This is a genomic window from Salmonella sp. SG203, assembly GCF_013350575.1.
In the GTDB taxonomy this organism is placed as follows: Bacteria; Pseudomonadota; Gammaproteobacteria; order Enterobacterales; family Enterobacteriaceae; genus Salmonella; species Salmonella enterica.
This window is the reverse complement of the sequence record NZ_SNMT01000001.1, coordinates 44,900-65,612: the sequence shown is the minus strand read 5'-3', so window position 1 is coordinate 65,612 and position 20,713 is coordinate 44,900. Positions and strand designations below refer to the sequence as shown.

Here is a 20,713-nt window from a genome sequence, read left to right as displayed (position 1 = left end):
TAAAATTTCTGTTACCATCCCAACACGATTCACCTTGCAAAGTGGCAGTGACTATGAAATTTGTCTCTTTTAATATCAACGGCCTGCGCGCCCGTCCCCATCAGCTTGAAGCGATTGTCGAAAAACACCAGCCCGATGTGATCGGTCTACAGGAGACAAAAGTCCACGACGAAATGTTCCCGCTCGAAGAGGTCGCGAAGCTGGGCTATAACGTTTTCTATCATGGACAAAAGGGCCATTACGGCGTCGCGCTGCTAACAAAAGCCACGCCCATTTCCGTCAGACGCGGTTTCCCGGATGATGGCGAAGAGGCGCAACGCCGCATTATCATGGCGGAAATCCCCTCGCCGCTGGGTAATATCACCGTCATTAACGGCTATTTCCCGCAGGGGGAAAGCCGGGATCATCCGTTGAAGTTCCCCGCGAAAGCGCAGTTTTATCAGAACTTGCAAAACTATCTTGAAACGGAACTCAAGTGCGATAATCCGGTATTAATTATGGGCGACATGAATATCAGCCCGACCGATCTGGATATTGGCATCGGCGAAGAAAACCGCAAACGCTGGCTGCGTACCGGTAAATGCTCCTTCCTGCCGGAGGAGCGTGAATGGATGTCACGGTTACTGAAGTGGGGATTAGTGGACACGTTCCGTCAGGCGAATCCGCAAACGATGGATAAATTTTCGTGGTTTGATTACCGCTCAAAAGGTTTCGTGGATAATCGCGGACTGCGCATTGACCTCTTGCTGGCAAGCGCTCCGCTGGCGGAACGTTGCGCAGAAACCGGTATAGACTACGACATTCGCAGTATGGAAAAACCCTCCGACCATGCGCCGGTCTGGGCGACGTTTCGTGTTTGATTCCGCTTTCTGATTAACCGTAAGGCCGGGATAGCGCGACGCTTCCCGGCAGGAATAACGACCTTAACGACAATGATAAAAAAACTCGATGTTGTTGCCGCCATCATTGAACGCGACGGCAAAATACTGCTGGCCCAGCGCCCAGCTCATGCGGATCAAGCTGGTTTTTGGGAGTTTGCCGGCGGTAAAGTCGAACCCGGCGAAACCCAGCCGCAGGCGCTTATCCGCGAGCTACGCGAAGAGTTAGGGATTGACGCCACGCCCGGCGTCTATATCGCCAGCCATCAACGCGACGTGTCTGGCCGACGAATTCATTTGCACGCCTGGCATGTGCCTGCGTTTAACGGTCTGATACGTGCGCTGGAACATCAGGCATTAGCCTGGTGTACGCCGGAAGAGGCGCTGGAGTACCCCCTCGCCCCGGCGGATATTCCGCTATTGCAGGCGTTTATGGCTTTACGCGACGCCAGACTAACGGATTCGTGCTGATGGTTTTTTCGTCACGCTGGCACTGGAGCAAGACGCCTTCCACTTTTATTACCGCGCCTTCGGAGTAATTCTGATCCTGGTAAACGCAGCACTGAATGCAGGGCTGGGACGACTGACCGCGCGTGCTGAAAACTTCCGGCGGGACATTCACCTGAATATCAGGACGACTGTTCTGGTTTGCCAGCCCGACCATTGGCATTATCGCCATCACGGCGACCACGAGGCTTCGGCGCATAGGATTTCCTTATTTTTCTAAGTATATTCTCAGTATAACGGTAAGCCGCCGTGAAAACTTTAATCCTCTTTTGTCATCGCTTTTAGTTATGACCCTCGCCCCGTTATGAATTTACTTAGCAGCGTCATTTTTTTCTTGCTTACCGTCACATTGCTGATGGTATAGTCGAAAACTGCAAATACATATTCTGATAAAACGCAAATACAACCACATTAATATATAAGAGGTTTTTATATCTATGGATCAGACATGTTCTCTGGAATCGTTCCTCAACCATGTACAAAAGCGCGACCCGCATCAAACCGAGTTCGCGCAAGCCGTCCGTGAAGTCATGACCACCCTGTGGCCGTTTCTTGAACAAAACCCTCGTTACCGCCACATGTCTTTACTGGAGCGTTTGGTTGAACCAGAGCGCGTAATTCAGTTTCGCGTAGTGTGGCTGGACGACAAAAACCAGGTGCAGGTAAATCGCGCCTGGCGCGTGCAGTTCAACTCTGCTATCGGCCCCTATAAAGGCGGTATGCGCTTCCATCCTTCGGTAAACCTTTCCATCCTTAAGTTCCTCGGCTTTGAGCAAACCTTTAAAAATGCCCTCACCACGTTGCCGATGGGCGGCGGTAAAGGCGGCAGCGATTTCGATCCGAAAGGGAAAAGCGAAGGCGAAGTGATGCGTTTCTGCCAGGCGCTGATGACTGAACTGTATCGCCATTTAGGGCCGGATACCGACGTGCCTGCCGGGGATATCGGCGTGGGCGGGCGCGAAGTGGGCTTTATGGCGGGAATGATGCGCAAGCTTTCCAATAACAGCGCCTGCGTCTTCACCGGCAAAGGGCTTTCCTTCGGCGGCAGCCTGATTCGCCCGGAAGCGACGGGCTATGGCCTGGTCTACTTCACCGAAGCGATGCTTAAACGTCATGGTCTCGGTTTCGAAGGGATGCGCGTCGCCGTGTCCGGCTCCGGCAACGTAGCGCAATACGCCATTGAGAAAGCGATGGCCTTTGGCGCGCGCGTGGTTACCGCGTCGGATTCGAGCGGAACGGTGGTCGATGAAAGTGGCTTCACGCCAGAGAAGCTGGCGCGTCTGTGTGAAATTAAAGCCAGCCGTGACGGTCGCGTCGCTGACTACGCCCGTGAGTTTGGCTTAACCTATCTGGAAGGCCAGCAGCCCTGGAGCGTACCGGTGGATATCGCCCTGCCATGCGCGACGCAGAACGAACTGGACGTTGACGCCGCGCGCGTACTGATTGCCAATGGCGTAAAAGCCGTGGCGGAAGGGGCAAATATGCCAACCACGATTGAAGCGACCGATCTCTTCCTGGAGGCGGGCGTACTGTTTGCGCCGGGTAAAGCCGCCAACGCGGGCGGCGTGGCGACATCAGGGCTGGAAATGGCGCAGAACGCCGCGCGGTTGAGCTGGAAAGCCGAGAAAGTGGACGCCCGTCTGCATCACATTATGCTGGATATCCACCACGCCTGTGTCGAGTACGGCGGCGACAATAAGCATACCAACTACGTTCAGGGCGCCAACATCGCCGGTTTCGTGAAAGTCGCCGACGCCATGCTGGCGCAGGGCGTCATTTAATCCCGTCGTCAGGCCAGATGGCTTTACGCTTATTCGGTCTGACGGCCTGTCTCCTCAGCAGGCGGGCTTTTTTTGCCCGCTCGCTTACGCGGCGCACTCTTTTTCTTTTCTCCACCGCCTGGCGCGACTATCCCTCTGAAACGCTTCACCGGCGTGCGCTTAGCCTGATCGATCAGCTGATATAACGTGCCGACCAGCGGTTGCATAAAATCCTGGTAACGGCACTGCTTTTCGCTGATTTGCGTCAAAACAGATTCCCAGTGCGCGGTCATATCTGGACGGGCCGCCATTTCCGGCAGCGAATGTATTAACGCTTTGCCAGCATCGGTAGAATGAATGTAGCGCCCTTTTTTGGTCAGAAAGCTACGTTTGAACAGCAGTTCGATAATCCCGGCGCGCGTGGCTTCCGTCCCCAGCCCATCGGTCGCGCGCAGGATCTTTTTCAGATCTTTATCCTGCACGAAGCGGGCAATTCCGGTCATCGCGGAAAGCAATGTCGCATCAGTGAAATGACGCGGCGGCTGGGTTTGGCGTTCGACCACTTCCCCCTTTTCACACAGCAACTCATCACCTTTGGCGACAACCGGCAGCGGCGTACCGTCGTTTTCCTCGTCGCGCTCTTTACTGCCCAGTAACGTCCGCCAACCGGCCTCCGCCAGAAAACGCGCTTTGGCGACAAATTTCCCTTTGGCGATTTCCAGTTCAATAACGCATTTACGAAACACCGCGTCCGGGCAGAACTGCATCAGATACTGACGCGCAATCAGGGTGTACACTTTCGCTTCGTTTTCCGTCAAATGGACAGAAGAACTGCGCGCCGTCGGGATAATCGCGTGGTGCGCATCCACTTTTTTATCATCCCAGCAGCGATTGCGCGTATCAGGATTAACCACAGGCTGCGGCAGTAAATCCGGGGCGTGGACGCTAATCGCGTTCATGACCGCCTGCCGTCCGGCAAAGTGTTCTTCCGGCAGATAACGGCAGTCGGAACGCGGATAGGTAATCAGTTTGTGGGTTTCATATAGCTTCTGACAAATATCAAGCACGTTTTGCGCGCTCAGGCCAAAGCGTTTGGCGGCTTCAATCTGTAGCGTCGAGAGCGAAAACGGCAGCGGCGCGGATTCTGATTCCCGTTTATCATTATAACTGGTTACCAGCGCGGGCTGACCGTTGATTCGGTTCACTACATGCTCCGCCAGCGGACGATGAAGCAAGCGCCCCTCTTCATCCTGATAAGGTTCGCACGCCTCGCTCGGCTGCCAGATAGCGGTAAAACGCTCGTCGGCAGGCGTAACGATGTGCGCCTTCACTTCAAAGAAGTCTTTGGCGACGAAGTTCTCAATCTCTTCGTCTCGCCGCACCACCAGCCCCAGTACCGGCGTCTGCACGCGTCCCACGGATAACACGCCCTGATAGCCGGCATTCCGGCCCAGGATCGTGTAAGCGCGGGTCATATTAATGCCATACAGCCAGTCCGCTCGCGCTCGCGCCAGCGCGGAGACGCACAGCGGCACGAAGTCGCTGTTCGCCCGCAGCCTGTCAATAGCACGCTCGACCGCCTGCGGGTTAAGGTCGTTTATCAGACAACGCCGCACCTGCTGGCGCTTTTCGGCAGGAAGCTGGAGATAATCCAGCACTTCATCAACCAGAAGCTGCCCTTCGCGATCCGGGTCGCCGGCGTGAATAATTTCACCGGCTTGATGCAAAAAGCGCTTAATCACATTGAGCTGTTTGGTGACGGAAGGACGAGGCTGAAGCTGCCATTTTTCCGGCACGATAGGCAGGTCAGCCAGATTCCAGCGCGCATAACGGCTGTCATACGCATCCGGCTGCGCCTGTTCCAGCAAATGACCAATACACCAGGTGACGACCTGCCCGTTTCCGCACTCAATAAAACCATCGCCTTTACGGTGCGGTTTTGGCAGCACATCCGCAATGGCGCGCCCCAGACTCGGTTTTTCGGCAATAAACAACCGCATCAGGTTAACGAATCTCAACCATAGCGCGACCGCCGCGGGCGTCGACCAGTTCGCCAATCGCGGTCAGATCGATACCAAATTCCGCCGCGGTGGCTTTAACATCGTCTTCGGCGTCCGGCGTTACCGCCAACAACAGACCGCCTGACGTTTGCGGATCGCACAGCAGGCTACGAACCTCACGCGACATGTCGCCCATCAGATGACCATAGCTGGCGAAGTTGCGCTCTGTGCCGCCCGGTACGGCGCCCAGAGCAATATACTCTTCCACGCCCGGCAGTTTAGGGATGTCCTGATAGCAAAGCAGCGCCTGCACGCCTGCGCCCTGGCACATCTCGCTCAGGTGCCCCAGCAGGCCAAAACCGGTAACGTCAGTCATAGCTTTTACGCCGTCGATATTGGCAAACGCTGCGCCAGCAACGTTCATCCGACACATGACTTCCGTCGCCAGCCCCTGATGTTCAGGCTTAAGCAGCGATTTTTTCTCGGCGGTGGTCAACACGCCAATCCCCAACGGTTTGGTCAGGAAGAGTTTGCATCCCGCCTGCGCGGTACTGTTTTTCTTCACCCGTTCGGTCGGCACTACGCCTGTGACCGCGAGACCAAAGATCGGCTCCGGGGCGTCAATAGAGTGTCCGCCCGCCAGCGCGATACCGGCCTGACGGCAGGCAAAACGCCCCCCCTCGGTCACTTCACGCGCAATATCGGGCGACAGGGTATTAATCGGCCAGCCAAGGATCGCGATCGCCATAATCGGTTTGCCGCCCATCGCAAAAATATCGCTGATGGCGTTTGTTGCCGCAATGCGGCCAAAATCAAACGGGTTGTCGACTATCGGCATAAAGAAGTCGGTGGTGCTGATAATACTGGTGCCATTACCCAGATCGTAAACCGCCGCATCATCGCGGGTTTCATTACCCACCAGCAGGTTCGGGTCGACGAACTTCGCCTGCTCGCTATGCAGGATAGTCTCCAGCACTTTAGGGGAAATTTTACAACCGCAACCAGCGCCGTGGCTGTATTGCGTTAAACGAATGGCTTGCTCGCTCATGGACATCTCCTGTCATTGCATTCGCGCTATGGTAGCGCTCATTCCCTGATGTGGTAAGTATCACTGTCTGAATTACCGCGCCTTTGCTCAGAATCCAGACAGTTTTATCCCTCAGCGTCAGAAATAACGCACAAACGGCGTGGGGTCGGGGGTACTGATCGTCGTTGACGCTTTGAGCTGCGGCGTGCCGAGATAGAGAAAACCAACAATTTTATCCTGAGGACGGCACTCAAAGGCTTCCCGCACGATAGCGCTCTCCGTTAATGCGCCGCTACGCCAGATACCATTAAACCCTTGCGCAATCGCCGCCATTTGCATCGCCATCACCGCGCATCCGGCAGACATCTCCTGTTCCCACACCGGAACCTTATGGTTTTCTTCGCATTTCGCCACCACGGTAATGATCAGCGGTGCGCGAAACGGCGCATTACGCGCTTTTTCGATCGCTTTCTCATCGCCCCCGGCAGCGACAGCGCCTTGTTCAAGCACGGCGCTGAAGCGGTCGCGCCCCTCTCCTTCAATCACAAAAAAACGCCACGGCTGTAGAGATTTATGATCGGGAACACGCATTCCCGCCCGCAGAATGTTCTGTAATTGCTCTCCGACAGGCGCCGGTTCTGCGAGACGAGAGGCGCTACGACGGTTGACCAGCAGTTCTAGTGCATCCATTTGATTAACTCCAGCAATGATATTTATTCACAAAATTAACACGGGAGCGGATTTTGTTACAGCGCAGGCAGTGATTCCTGCTGACAACTGCCTGATGGGTCATTACGATAGCCACATCTTAATGCTTTATCCTCACCAAGGTATAAGCGTTGTTACTCAGATAGGGAGAATACATGCGAACCCTGTGGCGATTTATTGCCGGATTTTTTAAATGGACGTGGCGAGTGTTGAACCTCGTCCGTGAAATGGTACTCAACCTGTTCTTTATTTTTTTGGTTCTGGTGGGCGTTGGGATCTGGATGCAGATCGGTAACGGCAGCAACAGTGAGCAAACGGCGCGCGGCGCTCTGCTGCTGGATATTTCCGGCGTCATTGTGGATAAACCCTCCACCAATCACCGTCTGGGCGCGCTGGGACGCCAGTTATTTGGCGCCAGCTCCGACCGTCTGCAGGAAAACTCCCTGTTTGACATCGTCAACGCTATTCGTCAGGCGAAAGATGACCGTAACATCACTGGTATCGTTCTGGATCTGAAAAACTTCACCGGCGCCGATCAGCCATCAATGCGCTATATCGGTAAAGCGCTGCGCGAATTCCGCGACAGCGGCAAACCGGTTTTTGCCGTGGGTGAAAACTACAGCCAGGGTCAGTATTACCTCGCCAGTTTCGCCAATAAAATTTGGCTTTCCCCACAGGGTCAGGTAGATCTTCACGGCTTCGCTACGAATGGCCTGTACTACAAAACGCTGCTGGATAAACTGAAAGTCTCTACCCACGTTTTCCGGGTCGGCACCTATAAATCTGCCGTCGAGCCGTTTATCCGCGACGATATGTCGCCCGCCGCCCGCGAGGCCGACAGCCGCTGGATAGGCGAACTGTGGCAGAACTACCTGCATACCGTTTCCGCCAATCGCCAGATTTCGCCGCAACAACTCTTCCCCGGCGCGCAGGCTATTATCGACGGGTTAACCAGCGTGGGCGGCGACACCGCCAAATATGCGCTCGACCATAAACTGGTGGACGCCCTCGCCTCCAGCGCAGATGTTGAAAAAGCGCTGACGAAGCAGTTTGGCTGGAGCAAAACCGAAAATAACTATCGCGCGATCAGCTATTACGATTATTCGCTGAAAACGCCTGCGGATACCGGCGGTACTATTGCGGTTATTTTCGCCAATGGCGCGATTATGGATGGCGAAGAAACGCCAGGGAATGTCGGCGGCGACACTACGGCATCGCAGATCCGCGACGCACGCCTTGATCCTAAAGTGAAAGCGATTGTGCTGCGCGTCAATAGCCCAGGCGGTAGCGTCAACGCCTCCGAAGTTATCCGCGCCGAACTGGCGGCGGCAAGAGCGGCTGGCAAACCGGTGGTGGTCTCAATGGGCGGCATGGCGGCCTCCGGCGGTTACTGGATCTCTACGCCGGCAAACTATATCGTGGCCAGCCCCAGCACGCTGACGGGTTCAATTGGCATCTTCGGCGTAATTAATACGGTAGAAAACAGCCTGTCGTCGATTGGCGTACACAGCGACGGCGTTTCCACCTCGCCGCTGGCGGATATTTCGATGACCAAAGCGCTGTCACCGGAAGTGCAGCAGATGATGCAACTCAGTATTGAGTACGGCTACAAACGCTTTATCACACTGGTGGCAGACGCGCGTAAGCGTACGCCGGAGCAGATTGATAAAATCGCACAAGGCCATGTCTGGACCGGAGAAGACGCGAAAGCCAATGGTCTGGTGGACAGTCTCGGCGACTTTGACGACGCCGTCGCCAAAGCGGCGGAGCTGGCGAAACTGAAACAATGGCATCTTGATTACTATCAGGACGAACCGACGGTCCTTGATATGGTCATGGACAGTATGACCGGATCAGTACGCGCCATGCTGCCGGAGGCCATTCAGGCGATGCTCCCGGCGCCGCTCGTTTCCGCCGCCAACACGGTGAAGGCCGAGGGGGATAAACTGGCGGCATTTAACGATCCGCAAAACCGTTATGCGTTCTGTTTGACTTGCGCGAACGTTCGCTAATGCTTCATCAATAGCCATACCGGATGGCGGCGTCTGCTCATAGCCGCCATCCGATAATCATTAATACGTCCTTCGCGACACGACTGAACATTATCATGCAAAAGAAATCAATTTACGTTGCCTATACCGGCGGTACTATCGGTATGCAGCGCTCAGATAAAGGGTATATCCCGGTGTCCGGGCACCTTCAGCGCCAGCTGGCGCTGATGCCGGAATTCCACCGCCCGGAGATGCCGGATTTTACCATCCATGAATATGCCCCGCTGATGGATTCATCAGATATGACGCCGGAAGACTGGCAGCATATCGCTGCAGATATCAAAGCGCACTACGATGAGTATGACGGTTTTGTTATTCTGCACGGCACCGACACGATGGCGTTTACCGCATCGGCGCTCTCTTTCATGCTGGAAAATCTGGGTAAACCGGTTATTGTGACAGGGTCACAAATTCCGCTGGCTGAGCTGCGCTCCGACGGGCAAATTAATTTGCTGAATGCGCTTTATGTCGCCGCCAACTATCCTATTAATGAAGTAACGCTGTTTTTTAATAATCGTCTGTTCCGCGGCAATCGTACGACCAAAGCCCATGCGGATGGTTTTGACGCTTTTGCCTCTCCTAATCTGCCGCCCTTGCTGGAAGCAGGAATTCACATTCGCCGTTTAAATACGCCTCCCGCGCCCTACGGTTCTGGTGAATTAATCGTTCACCCTATTACGCCGCAGCCGATAGGCGTAGTGACGATTTATCCGGGGATTTCCGCCGAGGTAGTACGTAACTTTCTGCGTCAGCCGGTAAAAGCGCTGATTCTGCGCTCTTATGGCGTAGGCAACGCGCCGCAAAATAAAGCGTTTTTACAGGAGCTGAAAGAGGCCAGTTCGCGCGGCATCGTGGTGGTTAACCTGACGCAATGCATGTCAGGGCGAGTCAATATGGGCGGGTACGCTACCGGTAATGCGCTGGCGCACGCTGGCGTGATTGGCGGTGCCGATATGACCGTCGAAGCCACCTTAACCAAACTGCATTATTTGTTAAGCCAGGGTCTGGACACTCAGGCGATTCGTAGCGCGATGGCGCAAAACTTGCGTGGTGAATTGACGCCGGATGATTAAAAAATCCCGACGACAAGGAGAAGATAATGACAAACCGGGCCTTATTACTGGTCGACTTGCAAAATGACTTTTGCGCCGGCGGCGCGCTGGCTGTAGCGGAAGGCGACAGCACCATCGACATCGCCAACGCTCTTATTGACTGGTGCCAGCCCCGGCAGATTCCGGTGCTGGCCAGCCAGGACTGGCATCTCGCGCAGCATGGCAGCTTCGCCAGCCAGCATCAGGCGGAACCCTATAGTCAGGGAAAGCTGGATGGGCTGCCGCAAACGCTCTGGCCGGATCACTGCGTTCAACATACCGACGGCGCGGCGTTACATCCCCTGCTTAACCAACATGCGATTGACGCCTGCATCTATAAGGGTGAAAACCCGCTGATTGATAGCTACAGCGCGTTTTTTGACAACGAACATCGGCAGAAAACTACCCTTGATACCTGGCTTCGCGAGCATGACGTTACCGAGCTTATCGTGATGGGGTTGGCGACCGATTACTGCGTAAAATTTACGGTGCTGGATGCGCTAGAGTTGGGCTATGCCGTTAACGTTATCACCGATGGCTGTCGCGGCGTGAATATTCACCCGCAGGATAGCGCACACGCGTTTATGGAGATGGCGTCGGCAGGCGCGACGCTGTATACGCTGGCAGACTGGGAAGAAACGCAGGGCCAGGCTGTCGCCAGGTAGCGGAGCAGGTATCGTATCCGGTCAATACATCACGCAACGGTGAGACCATTGCACAGATCTTTGGGCCGGATACGTCACGTCAGCGTCGCTACCAGGCAAAGCTCAACGCAGGCTGGAGAGCGCTTCTAACGAAACTCTTCTCGTTTCAATGCCAAAACAAAATAATATCAGCGCGCACGCCGCCAGCAGCATACCCAGCACAACAAAAACGGTGACAGATCCATAGCGGGTCAATAAAACCGCCACGCCGTAGGGGGTAAAGACAGCGACGATCCGCCCTACCGCATTCACAAAACCCGATCCACGTAGTCTAAGGTGCGTAGGCCATAATTCGGGAACGTAAACCGCCGAGGCGAAGCAGACGTACATATACAGAAAGGAAATCATTACTAGTCCATAAAGCAGAATGGCCCATTCCTCAGTCTGTATTGAGTAAAAATATCCTACTACCGCAATAACGATAAGCAACAGCGAACCAAATAACCGTCTGGGGAAATGGTCAATAATGAGCGCGGCGATAAATATGCCCACCGGCGCACCAATCATAATGATGGCGGTCATGAAAATGGATTTTGTAACATCAATTCCTGAATTAACAAAAATTGTCGGGATCCATACCGTAATGGTATAAAGCGAAATGTTCATCGCAATCAATACAGTGATCGCCACTAACGTGCGCCGCAGCATTTGTCCTTTGAATAAGAGCCAGAATGTACCGTTTTCAAAGCGCGATTCCGTGGATTTATTGCTTTCCTGATGCGGCGGCAAAACAATACTTTTTTCTTTTTCTATTTGCGATTCAATCATGAGAAGCTGCTGTTCAGCCTCGCGTTGCCGCCCTTTACCTGCTAACCACCTGGGCGATTCGATAAAGTACTTTCCTGAAAGAGACCACGCCAGCAGCATCCCTATCCCGCCAAGAAGAAACATCATCCGCCAGCTTAAAAACGCAATGACCACTACGCCAATCCCCGCAGACAGCATCGGTGACCAGTTCCCTACAAAAGAGAGACGCGCGGACCATTTTCCTCGTACAATGGGAGGGATAAACTCGGTAAAAGAAGCATACCCTACCATAATCAATGCCCCCATGCCTGTCCCCATCAGACAACGAAAGAAAATCAGCCAGTACATATTGGGAACAAATGCGGCGGCCGTTGCGGAGATGCCCACAAGCAACAAATTAATGCGAAACGCTTTTCGACGCCCCAGGTAATCCCCAATAAAACCGCCGGTAAGCGAACCAATAAAATAGCCAAGCATCAGTGCCGATGTGAACGCGGCATTAAGATAATTATTCGACCAGCCATTGTTTATCAATTTGGCCAGAACCACATTTCCTGAATAACTCAAAAACCCCGTTAATAGCAGGCCAAAACTAATTATTCCAAAAATACGAAAATGAAACCGGGATAAAGGTAAGCGGTCTAGTCTGGCGCCGATATGATCATTGTCTTCCATCTGGATGGCCTCTAACGCAGCAAAATAATAAATTATTGTCTCGCGGCAAAGGGGTATTTGCCGCACTTGCTATCATCTGCCGTTTTTTTTGGCATAGTCCAGGCGAAAACAATCCAGGCAAGGATAATCTATCGATTAATAGACAAGCTGGATATTATTTTTATCGCAAAATGCGATCCATTCATCACCTGGCGTTTTATTCGTTATCAGGTAATGGATATGACTAAAATCGACCAACCGCACGAACGCTTTACGATCAAATTTTGAGTGGTCCACCAATAACGCCACCTCTGTGGCCTGGCGAATCATCGTTTTTTTGATTTCAGCTTCCGCCTCGTTAGAATCAAGCGCCCCGCTCGCCATATCCAGCCCTTTACAACTCATTACCATAATATCAACATGATAACGGCTGATTATTTCTTTAGTGATACGCCCCTGCAGCGATAGCGTATTTTTATTTAACTCACCGCCCGTAGAAACAAGATTAATGTCCGATTGCGCCAGTTCATGGAAAGCTTCCGCTGAATTAGTTAACAAAGTAAGATCGTTTCGGTCTTTCAGGAGTTTTAGCAATTCCATTACCGTACTGCTGGAGTCGGCGGCCATCGTTGTTTTGTTTTTAATAAACGGAAGCGTATTACGGGCTATAATTTGCTTCTCTTCATAGAACGATTTTGCACGCTTATAAAAATGGATATTGTCAGCCAGCACCGCCGAATTTAATACCGCACCGCCATAAGTTCGAGTCAAAAAGCCTTCATCTTCGAGTTTTTCCAGATCGCGTCGAATTGTCTCTTCGGTTACCTGAAAAATTGAACTCAAGTTAGAGACTGTTACTTTTTTATCATTAGCGACCATTTGTTTGATCGCCTGAATCCTGTCTTTCGCCGCCACGATTACACCTCTGTTTTCGACGTCATGATAAACGTTGAGTATCTCACAGACTATGTTTACTTTCAAAATAAGCCGTTTGAATAACAGATTTTATCTGCATTTCGCCAAAAAAGAGGTGTAATGTATTGCTTATGGATTGTCCAGCGCTTCCGCCATTTGTCTCATCAATAACGCATCGTCATCCGTTAAGGTGATGGACAGCGCAGCGATATTCTCTCGTACCTGCTCCGGCGACGTGGCGCCGCTCAGTATCGAAATCAGTTCGCTTTGTCGCAATATCCACGCCAGCGCCAGCGTCGGGACGGCGCAATGGTATTTGTCGCACAATGGCTGCCACTGCTCCAGCATATCAATAACCCGCAACATATTCTCACGCTGGAACCAGAGTTTATTCGCTCGTGCCCCGCCGGGAACATAGTCACGGGTAATGGTGCCGGTTAACAATCCCTGCTCCAGTGGCGAATAAACCTGTACCACGATGCCGTGCTCGCGGCATAGCGGCAGCAGCTCCGTTTCCAGCGCCCGGTCAAGAATGCTGTATTTCGCCTGTATGATGTCCAGCTCGCCATGTTTAAGGTATTCGCGGATATGGCTGACATCTACATTCGCCGCCCCGATAGAACGGATTTTCCCCTCTGCTTTCAGCTCATTGAGCACGCCAACGGTTTCCGCAATCGGCGTAAAAAACGGCGGTACCGACTGCCAGTGGGTCATATAGATATCGATATAATCAATCCCTAGTCGCTGGAGACTGGCATCAACTTCTTTACGAATAGAGTCCGGAGAAAGATTTTTATAAAGCTGGCGATCGCCGACTTTATTGAACAGGCTCCCTTCCCGCTCCCAGACGATCCCGCATTTGGTCTCCACCACCATCTCGTTACGCGGTAATTTTTTCAGCGCCTGGCCGACAATCACTTCGCTATTGCCAAAGTTATAGCCCGGCGCCGTATCAATCAGGTTAATACCGCAACGGTGCGCCTCAACGATAGTATCGATGCAAACCTGCATATCGAGGTTGCCATTCCATGCCGGACCGCCGCCGATAGCCCAGGTGCCGAGTCCCATACGGGAAAGCGTTATATCTGTATTACCTAAAGGTATCATTTTCATCTGCCGCTATTACCCTTCGTATTCATTCAGGAGTTGTTCCACTAGCATTCTGTTTTTCACGCCCGTTGTGGCGCCCACGCTGAGTACCGATATCGCGGCCGTCGCATTGGCGAACCGTGCGCATTCACGCAGCGTTTTTCCCTCCAGCAGCGCGGCGATAAATCCCGATGCAAAATTATCGCCGGCGCCAATAGTGTCGATGGCGGTAATGCCTGCCACCGCAGGCACCTCCATTTTTATATCGGCGCTTTTGATAAAGCAGCCTTTCTTGCCAGTTTTAATCACCACCGTTTTTACGCCACATTGCAAAAAACAATCGGCAATATCATCCAGCGTCTCTTTCCCGGTCAGCTTTTTGGCTTCATCAATATTAGGAAACAGATAATCGACAAAACTTAGCGCTTCGCGAATATCGTCCAGAGTTTCATTCAGCCGCGGTTTGATCATGTCAGCGCAGATAACCAGTTGATGCGCTTTCGCCTGCGTAAAAATAGCCGTTAATGCTTTGCCATCCAGCAGCGGGCTGTTAAAGATACTTGCCAGTGATAACAGCCTGACCTGAGAAAAACGGTCAAAATCGACATCGTTAATATTTAGCTTCCACAGACTGCCGTTACGGTTAGTGACAAAGGTGCGCTCACCATCATCAGTCACCAGCCCAACATTAATTGAGGTATCAATATCAGCATCCTGCTTCAGGCTCTGAATATCGATATTCTCCTTTCGACAGTGGTCGAGAATAAAATATCCTGCCGCATCGTCGCCAACGCGACTCATTAGCGCAGTGCGATGCCCGAGACGCGAAATAATCGTGGCTTCATTAATCGCATCTCCCCCTGTGGTCATGGCAATTCGTTCTAATGGATACGAATCGACATCAAAGATATTTTTACTAACCGGTTGCAAAGGAATGTCGACAATGGCCGCCCCTATGCAAAGAACTTCGATTTCGTCCATATCATCATTCCGCTTTACCATCTGAACCAAACAGTTTGATTTTTTCCAGCGCGCGGGCTTTTACCGCTTTGCGTACTTCGCGTTCCAGATGCAGGAACGGCTGATCCTGATTCTCTTTTACCGCAACCATCGCGGCCTGACACAGTTCGGTGTGGATATTGATTTTCGAGATGCCCAGCGAAATGGCTTTTTTGATATCCGCGTCGCTAATACCGGAAGCGCCGTGTAACACTAGCGGTACGGAAACTGCCTGGCGCACGCGCTCCACGACCTCAAAATTCAGTTTTGGTTCAGAGGTGTACACGCCATGCTGGTTGCCGATGGCGACCGCCAGCGAGTCACAACCGGTGCGCGCTACAAATTCCGCCGCCTGATCCGGGTCGGTATAGTGATACCCCGCCAACGCCTCTTCATACACCGTTTCGTTCCCTACGTGCCCTAACTCCGCCTCTACCGGAATACCCAGCGGATGAAAGAAATCAACGGCTTCTTTGGTCAGGCGAATATTTTCTTCAAAATCAAAGGATGAAGCGTCACGCATCAGCGAGTTCATGCCGTGCGCCCAGGCATTATGGATAATGTCCATGCTACGTCCATGATCCCAGTGGGTAATTACCGGCACAGAGGCTTTTTTAGCCATGGAAACCATCATATGAGAGAAGTCTTCAAATGAAGTATTGCCCACAAATCCGGTACCAAAGGAGATAATAACCGGCGAATTTGCCTCTTCCGCCGCATCAATCACTCCCATCAACATTTCCGCATTCCACACGTTAAAGTGCGCAATCGCGTAATGTTTATTTTGTGCATCATTTTCCCAATATTTTATATCTGCCAACATCGCTGTTTCTCCCGTTTTTTATTAATCGCAAACTTTAATAACGCCTTTAATAATGTCGCGTTTGTTATTCACCGATTCTTCAAATGCACGTTGCACGTCTTTGTAATCGTAAATATGCGTCACCATTGATTTCACATCGAAACGCCCGGAGGAGATGGCATCAATAGTCACCGGATAGCGGTTGGCATAGCGGAATACCGTCTGGATGGAGACTTCACGGTTAATTTTGAGGAAATTAATCGCTGAATCTCCCGCGACAGTGCCAACAATCATGATCTTCCCGCCGCGCATGACCAGATACGGCGCTTGCTGAGTTGTGACGGCGGAACCGGCGGTTTCAAACACAATATCGGCGCCCATATCGTCGGTGAACTGCTGGCAGCGCGCGACAGTATCTTCTTTCGCCCCATTGATAACGGTTGTCGCTCCCAGTCGTTCAGCCATTGCCAGCCGTTTTTCCAGCACATCCACTACCGCGATATTGGTCGCCCCCAGACACTTACACGCTTGCAGGGTCATTAAACCAATGTAGCCCGCGCCGAGAATGACGATTTTCTTACCCGGTTTAACATCCGCCAGCATTGCCGCGTGCATTCCAACAGCAGCAGGTTCCACCAGCGCACCTTCCATAGTGTCCATATTGTCCGGAAGCTTGTACGTAAAACTTTCCGGATGGCACAGATAGTGCGTTAAGGCCCCGCGATAATTCGGCTGCGTCGCCATAAAATCAACATCCGGACAAATATTGTATTTTCCTTCCAGACAATAGCGGCAGTGGCCGCACGGCACGCCCGGCTCGATATTAACCCGATCGCCTGGCTTAAATTTGCTTACCCGATTGCCGACCGCAATGACCGTTCCGGCACACTCATGCCCCAGGCCAATTTCCTGATTTGGATCCTTCGGCGGAATGAATGGCCCGGATTCAAAACCGTGAACATCTGAACCGCAAATACCGACATATTCCACTTTGATCAGCACTTCGTTATCTTTTGGCACCGGAATATCCGCTGCGATAATTTTCATGGTGCCCGGCGTTTTTAATATCGCTTTTGAATTTTTCATTTTTATTCCTTTATTTACTCGTGACCTTATCAATGCCCAGACTTTCGACCGAAACACCCTTGGTCTCGATTCCGATAGTCGCTATTGCGACGGCGACGATAATCGAGACAGCGCCCAGCAGGACGAAAACGCCCGTCACGCCATAACCGTTGAGTAATACCGCCACCGCATAGGGGGCAGCGATACCGCTGATTCTGCCGACAGCGTTCGCCAGGCCGGAACCGCGAAGTTTCGCTTCTGTTGGCCAGATCTCCGGCACATAGACTGCCGAGGCATAACAGACATACATATAGACAAAGGTAATCAGGAAAAAGCCAATTAAGGTGATGAGCAACATGCTGGTTTGCAGCGAATAAATATATCCCAGCACGGCAATCAGAATTAATAAACCGACACCCATGGTTTTGCGCGGAATTTTATCCATTACCAGCATAGCGATAAATATGCCAAACGGTGCGCCGAACATACTCATGGTATTTAAAACGATCGAATCTTTGAGGTTGATGCCCTGTGTCATAAAGATGGTGGGCAGCCAGTTAATTAACGTGTATTGCACAACGTTCATGGCAATCAGCACGCAGGAACCCAAAATAACGCGTTTCAGTAATACGCCAGTGAGCAACGCTGAATACGGTACGGAACGCGGCGGCTTGCCGCTGCTTTCAATAACAACCGGCGGCAGCGGTTTTCCTGTCTGACGTTCGATGCCTGCTTCAATGGCCTGCATAACCTTTTCGGCTTCCTGATAACGCCCGCGCGATTCCAGCCAGCGGGGAGATTCAGGGAAGTATCGCCAGGCAAGCGCGGTAGCAATCAGCGACAGCACAGCCGGGATCAGTAACTGCACGCGCCAGTTCCATTCCGCGCTAATTAGCGGCGTCAGCCCCATTGCAATCAGGGAACACAATGGATATGACCAGTTGCCAATAAACGAAACACGACTCGACCAGGTGCCGCGATTTCTGCCGGGCATGTACTCGGTAAATCCGGCGAACAGCGTGACCAGTAGTGCCCCTAATCCCACGCCCATCACAAAACGACAGGCAATCAGGAACATCATATTCGGTGAAAATGCGCCCACGACCATCGAGGCAATGTGAATCGCTTCATAAAGAATAAAGGCGTTCCTGCGTCCGGTTTTATCGCCGATAATGCCGCCCACCAGCGCGCCGAGAAACATCCCCGCCGTGGTAATGGCGGAGAAGGTGGCTGTCGTGGAATTATCGGTCCAGCCTAACTCCTTGAGCTGGGCAAGAATTAATCCGCCGACGGCATTACTCCAGCAAACAAGCAGACCAAAGGCGACGACGGCAAACATTGATGAATGCCAGCGGCAATCCGGCAGGCGATCCAGCCGGGCGCCGCAGTGCGGTTTTGTTATCTGTTCCATGCGATAACGTTCCTTTAGCAGAAGGGTTATTCATCAAAGTCGTAGGTCATGATCACTTTAATGGCTGTCTTATCGACCATTGCGTCAAAGCCTTCGCGCCACTGAGAAAGACCGATACGATGGGTGATCATTGGTTTTACTTTGATAGCGCCGCTGGCAAGCAGGCGAATCGCATTGCGCCAGGATGTGGAGTCATAGGCCATATGCCCAATGATGCTTTTGTTCCAGGAAGTAATGTCGTTAATGGAGAAATCGAGCGGCTTAAATCCCATACCGACGCGAACCACTTCACCATTTGGCCGCAGCATGTCGATGGCCTGTTTAAGCGCAATGTTGGCACCGGAGCATTCGATCACCAGACCGAGGTTGTCTTTGCCGCAAATCTCCTGGCAGCGTGCGACGACATCTTCCGTGGAGCCGTTAACAAACGCCGTCGCGCCGAGTTCTTTGGCCACAGGGAAACGGACAGGAACATCCTCATCCAGGCCAACCACCACGATATTTACCGCCCCCATAATGCGGGCCATTTGGACCGAAAACAGACCTAACGGACCGGTGCCGATGACTACCACGTCCTGGCCGGGTAAAAATTTGGATTGCTGGGCGATAGATTTATAGGCGTTGCAGATAGGGTCCAGTACTGCGGCTTCCTCGTAATCCACGCCTTCCGGGATCTCCCACAGGGCATGGCGATGGATTTTCAGGATTTCTCCCGGAACCAGGCAGTATTTGGAAAATCCACCGCCCCAGGTGTTGTTATCCAGACCCAGATTCACTTTTTCTGTACAACACAGAAAATCGCCTTGTTCACAGGCAGGGCAAACGCCGCAAACGTGTCCGCTGTTGTCAGAAACCACGCGCTGGCCGACTTTCCAGTCTTTCACTTTTTCGCCCACCCGCGCGATACGTCCGGCGAATTCATGACCGCGAACGGAGTTAAATTCGTCGGACCCGCTGTCAACGTTATAGTGCTTCATATCCGCGCCGCAGATCGCCGCCGCTTTGATTTCGATAATCACGTCTTCCGGACCGCATACCGGCTCCGGGACATCAATCATTTTGTAGCCGCCAAAGGCCTTGCCAAATCTCGCCAGTGCTTTCATTGCATCTTCCTTTGTGTTTGGTGTGCATCAATGCTCATCATACTTAACCATAAAATCTTTAAGGTCAACGACAAATCTTTAAAACACAGATAATGATCTGTATTTGCCAACCAAGATCACAAACTCAACGAAACAAACGGCGATAAAACCAAAAAGATGGAAGCCGTATCGCGAAAGACGGCGTGAACGCCTGCGCAGGTTTCCATGGATGAAGATGCTAATCTGCTGCGGTTATTTTTTCGCCACCCCATTCTGTGGCGTGTTTCTGTTTTAGATGTCGAAGAGGATCGTTAAAGAAGCCTGTGCGGTGTTTATTCAACCAGCGCAGAAGATTGTCGACAAATATGGTCTCGATGGGATCGATCTTGACTGGGAATATTCGTTTAACGTCGCATTTAAAAGCGCTTCGTCAGCTAATGGGCCCCAAAAATGGGTCACCCTCGTCGTCGGCGCGAATGCGGAAAGTCCGAAAAGCTGTCTGGACGTGAAAGCTATAGCCCCGTAGCTCGATTTTATCAATCTGATGACTTACGACATGGCCCTATGGCACACAGTATTTCAACGCCAATACGTATGACTCAAACGCCTGGCCTGCTGCTGTCAGTGAAGTCTGCCGGAGGAAGGCACTGCTTGCCCTCTCTTATGAAAATCCGCGCTCGGTGGCGATCGATCAACGCGGACCAGATTAAAAAGCGCGGGCTGGCTGGCGCAATGTTCTGGGAATAGGCCACCGATGACAATAATCTGTTAGCGAAACAGCTGGCGGACTCGCTGGGCATTAAGCGTTAATGGGTAAAAATATGGCGGGCCTGTGCCTGACAGCAATGTGCAGGCCCGGTAAGCACAACGCATTGGCAATGAAACCGCCGGATGGCGGCTACCTCTTATCCGGCTGCCGTTACTACATTTTCAATGTCGCAATCGGCTTTGACGTAATACCGAAATCCGCTTTGAGCTGCTGCTTGCTTTTCATCACCATCTGACCGTGAGTATCGATCGTCATATGTTGCGCTTCGGTATTGTGCCGCGCCTGCCATAGCATCACCAGTTGCAGGCTGTTTTCTTTCTGTTCCGGCGTCAACGCCACGCCATCCGGCCATTTACCCAGCTCAACGGCGGTGGATAAACGTTGATACACTTCCGGCGTCATGCTGTTAATGATCTCATCAAGATTCATGATGTGTCCGCTCCTGTGGAATAAT

General features: G+C 52.2%; 19 protein-coding genes and 1 pseudogene. 7 read left to right on the top strand and 13 right to left on the bottom strand.

All coding sequences use genetic code 11. The annotated features are described in order from the left end of the window. Window positions 1–53 precede the first annotated feature (53 nt). Window positions 54–860 (top strand): exodeoxyribonuclease III, encoded by an 807-nt coding sequence (gene xthA / locus HV477_RS00365; protein WP_000673954.1) that lies wholly within the window; start codon window positions 54–56, stop codon window positions 858–860. Between the two features lie 72 nt (window positions 861–932). Beyond that, window positions 933–1,349, top strand: a complete 417-nt coding sequence (locus HV477_RS00360; RefSeq protein WP_000592135.1) for a pyrimidine (deoxy)nucleoside triphosphate diphosphatase — start codon at window positions 933–935, stop codon at window positions 1,347–1,349. Here HV477_RS00360 and HV477_RS00355 read toward each other — a convergent pair. Further along, entirely contained in the window at window positions 1,309–1,584 is a 276-nt protein-coding gene (locus HV477_RS00355) for a YnjH family protein (protein WP_001254682.1), read from the bottom strand. The genes HV477_RS00360 and HV477_RS00355 overlap by 41 nt on opposite strands. Window positions 1,585–1,822: 238 nt before the next feature. On the opposite strand from HV477_RS00355, the gene gdhA reads away from it, so the two are divergent. After that, on the top strand, window positions 1,823–3,166 hold the full coding sequence (gene gdhA / locus HV477_RS00350; RefSeq protein ID WP_000372865.1) for an NADP-specific glutamate dehydrogenase: 1,344 nt from the start codon (window positions 1,823–1,825) through the stop codon (window positions 3,164–3,166). A 29-nt stretch (window positions 3,167–3,195) separates the two neighbouring features. On the opposite strand, the gene topB is transcribed toward gdhA, so the two are convergent. The 3 genes from topB to HV477_RS00335 all read right to left on the bottom strand — a co-directional run bounded on the left by topB (window position 3,196) and on the right by HV477_RS00335 (window position 6,862). After that, window positions 3,196–5,145 (bottom strand): DNA topoisomerase III, encoded by a 1,950-nt coding sequence (gene topB, locus HV477_RS00345; RefSeq protein ID WP_001235863.1) that lies wholly within the window; start codon window positions 5,143–5,145, stop codon window positions 3,196–3,198. 4 nt (window positions 5,146–5,149) lie between these two features. Next, window positions 5,150–6,193: a selenide, water dikinase SelD gene (gene selD / locus HV477_RS00340; protein WP_001294899.1), complete on the bottom strand. Its 1,044-nt coding sequence runs from the start codon at window positions 6,191–6,193 to the stop codon at window positions 5,150–5,152. A gap of 117 nt (window positions 6,194–6,310) precedes the next feature. Next, window positions 6,311–6,862, bottom strand: coding sequence for an NAD(P)H nitroreductase (locus tag HV477_RS00335; RefSeq protein WP_000339313.1), 552 nt, complete (start codon window positions 6,860–6,862; stop codon window positions 6,311–6,313). Window positions 6,863–7,035: 173 nt separating this feature from the next. On the opposite strand from HV477_RS00335, the gene sppA reads away from it, so the two are divergent. From sppA to pncA, 3 genes are all read left to right on the top strand, one after another. Next, entirely contained in the window at window positions 7,036–8,892 is a 1,857-nt protein-coding gene (gene sppA / locus HV477_RS00330) for a signal peptide peptidase SppA (RefSeq protein WP_001259884.1), read from the top strand. Between the two features lie 95 nt (window positions 8,893–8,987). Continuing rightward, window positions 8,988–10,004 (top strand): asparaginase, encoded by a 1,017-nt coding sequence (gene ansA / locus HV477_RS00325; protein WP_001170134.1) that lies wholly within the window; start codon window positions 8,988–8,990, stop codon window positions 10,002–10,004. Window positions 10,005–10,030: 26 nt separating this feature from the next. After that, window positions 10,031–10,687: a bifunctional nicotinamidase/pyrazinamidase gene (gene pncA / locus HV477_RS00320; RefSeq protein ID WP_079898953.1), complete on the top strand. Its 657-nt coding sequence runs from the start codon at window positions 10,031–10,033 to the stop codon at window positions 10,685–10,687. 102 nt (window positions 10,688–10,789) lie between these two features. Here the strand turns inward: pncA and HV477_RS00315 are convergent, their stop codons facing one another. From HV477_RS00315 to HV477_RS00280, 8 genes are all read right to left on the bottom strand, one after another. Continuing rightward, window positions 10,790–12,148 (bottom strand): MFS transporter, encoded by a 1,359-nt coding sequence (locus tag HV477_RS00315; protein ID WP_079898952.1) that lies wholly within the window; start codon window positions 12,146–12,148, stop codon window positions 10,790–10,792. Window positions 12,149–12,283: 135 nt separating this feature from the next. Next, complete coding sequence (locus HV477_RS00310; protein ID WP_000719104.1) at window positions 12,284–13,042, bottom strand: DeoR/GlpR family DNA-binding transcription regulator; 759 nt, start codon at window positions 13,040–13,042, stop codon at window positions 12,284–12,286. A gap of 129 nt (window positions 13,043–13,171) precedes the next feature. After that, complete coding sequence (locus HV477_RS00305; protein ID WP_020839397.1) at window positions 13,172–14,155, bottom strand: aldo/keto reductase; 984 nt, start codon at window positions 14,153–14,155, stop codon at window positions 13,172–13,174. Between the two features lie 9 nt (window positions 14,156–14,164). Beyond that, complete coding sequence (locus HV477_RS00300; protein ID WP_000343332.1) at window positions 14,165–15,112, bottom strand: sugar kinase; 948 nt, start codon at window positions 15,110–15,112, stop codon at window positions 14,165–14,167. A 4-nt stretch (window positions 15,113–15,116) separates the two neighbouring features. After that, window positions 15,117–15,953 (bottom strand): ketose-bisphosphate aldolase, encoded by an 837-nt coding sequence (locus tag HV477_RS00295; protein WP_000878867.1) that lies wholly within the window; start codon window positions 15,951–15,953, stop codon window positions 15,117–15,119. 21 nt (window positions 15,954–15,974) lie between these two features. Continuing rightward, complete coding sequence (locus HV477_RS00290; RefSeq protein ID WP_079898951.1) at window positions 15,975–17,018, bottom strand: NAD(P)-dependent alcohol dehydrogenase; 1,044 nt, start codon at window positions 17,016–17,018, stop codon at window positions 15,975–15,977. Between the two features lie 10 nt (window positions 17,019–17,028). Beyond that, a complete protein-coding gene (locus HV477_RS00285) occupies window positions 17,029–18,408 on the bottom strand; it encodes an MFS transporter (protein WP_000435326.1) in 1,380 nt (459 codons plus the stop codon). A 26-nt stretch (window positions 18,409–18,434) separates the two neighbouring features. After that, entirely contained in the window at window positions 18,435–19,511 is a 1,077-nt protein-coding gene (locus HV477_RS00280) for a zinc-binding dehydrogenase (RefSeq protein WP_000645183.1), read from the bottom strand. Between the two features lie 292 nt (window positions 19,512–19,803). Between HV477_RS00280 and HV477_RS28880 the strand changes: the two are divergent. Beyond that, window positions 19,804–20,300, top strand: a pseudogene (locus HV477_RS28880) (glycosyl hydrolase family 18 protein); the annotation flags it as partial. A gap of 112 nt (window positions 20,301–20,412) precedes the next feature. Here the strand turns inward: HV477_RS28880 and HV477_RS00270 are convergent. After that, entirely contained in the window at window positions 20,413–20,688 is a 276-nt protein-coding gene (locus HV477_RS00270) for a YeaC family protein (protein WP_079898949.1), read from the bottom strand. Between the last annotated feature and the right edge of the window lie 25 nt (window positions 20,689–20,713).

Bases quoted from the DNA above. Each gene is read 5' to 3' on its own strand.
- HV477_RS00315 (WP_079898952.1), bottom strand. From the start codon at position 12,148: ATGGAAGACAATGATCATATCGGCGCCAGACTAGACCGCTTACCTTTA.
- HV477_RS00335 (WP_000339313.1), bottom strand. From the start codon at position 6,862: ATGGATGCACTAGAACTGCTGGTCAACCGTCGTAGCGCCTCTCGTCTC.
- topB (WP_001235863.1), bottom strand. From the start codon at position 5,145: ATGCGGTTGTTTATTGCCGAAAAACCGAGTCTGGGGCGCGCCATTGCG.
- HV477_RS00360 (WP_000592135.1), top strand. From the start codon at position 933: ATGATAAAAAAACTCGATGTTGTTGCCGCCATCATTGAACGCGACGGC.
- HV477_RS00270 (WP_079898949.1), bottom strand. From the start codon at position 20,688: ATGAATCTTGATGAGATCATTAACAGCATGACGCCGGAAGTGTATCAA.
- xthA (WP_000673954.1), top strand. From the start codon at position 54: ATGAAATTTGTCTCTTTTAATATCAACGGCCTGCGCGCCCGTCCCCAT.
- HV477_RS00305 (WP_020839397.1), bottom strand. From the start codon at position 14,155: ATGAAAATGATACCTTTAGGTAATACAGATATAACGCTTTCCCGTATG.
- HV477_RS00285 (WP_000435326.1), bottom strand. From the start codon at position 18,408: ATGGAACAGATAACAAAACCGCACTGCGGCGCCCGGCTGGATCGCCTG.
- HV477_RS00295 (WP_000878867.1), bottom strand. From the start codon at position 15,953: ATGTTGGCAGATATAAAATATTGGGAAAATGATGCACAAAATAAACAT.
- HV477_RS00290 (WP_079898951.1), bottom strand. From the start codon at position 17,018: ATGAAAAATTCAAAAGCGATATTAAAAACGCCGGGCACCATGAAAATT.
- gdhA (WP_000372865.1), top strand. From the start codon at position 1,823: ATGGATCAGACATGTTCTCTGGAATCGTTCCTCAACCATGTACAAAAG.
- sppA (WP_001259884.1), top strand. From the start codon at position 7,036: ATGCGAACCCTGTGGCGATTTATTGCCGGATTTTTTAAATGGACGTGG.
- HV477_RS00355 (WP_001254682.1), bottom strand. From the start codon at position 1,584: ATGCGCCGAAGCCTCGTGGTCGCCGTGATGGCGATAATGCCAATGGTC.
- selD (WP_001294899.1), bottom strand. From the start codon at position 6,193: ATGAGCGAGCAAGCCATTCGTTTAACGCAATACAGCCACGGCGCTGGT.
- HV477_RS00280 (WP_000645183.1), bottom strand. From the start codon at position 19,511: ATGAAAGCACTGGCGAGATTTGGCAAGGCCTTTGGCGGCTACAAAATG.
- pncA (WP_079898953.1), top strand. From the start codon at position 10,031: ATGACAAACCGGGCCTTATTACTGGTCGACTTGCAAAATGACTTTTGC.
- ansA (WP_001170134.1), top strand. From the start codon at position 8,988: ATGCAAAAGAAATCAATTTACGTTGCCTATACCGGCGGTACTATCGGT.
- HV477_RS00300 (WP_000343332.1), bottom strand. From the start codon at position 15,112: ATGGACGAAATCGAAGTTCTTTGCATAGGGGCGGCCATTGTCGACATT.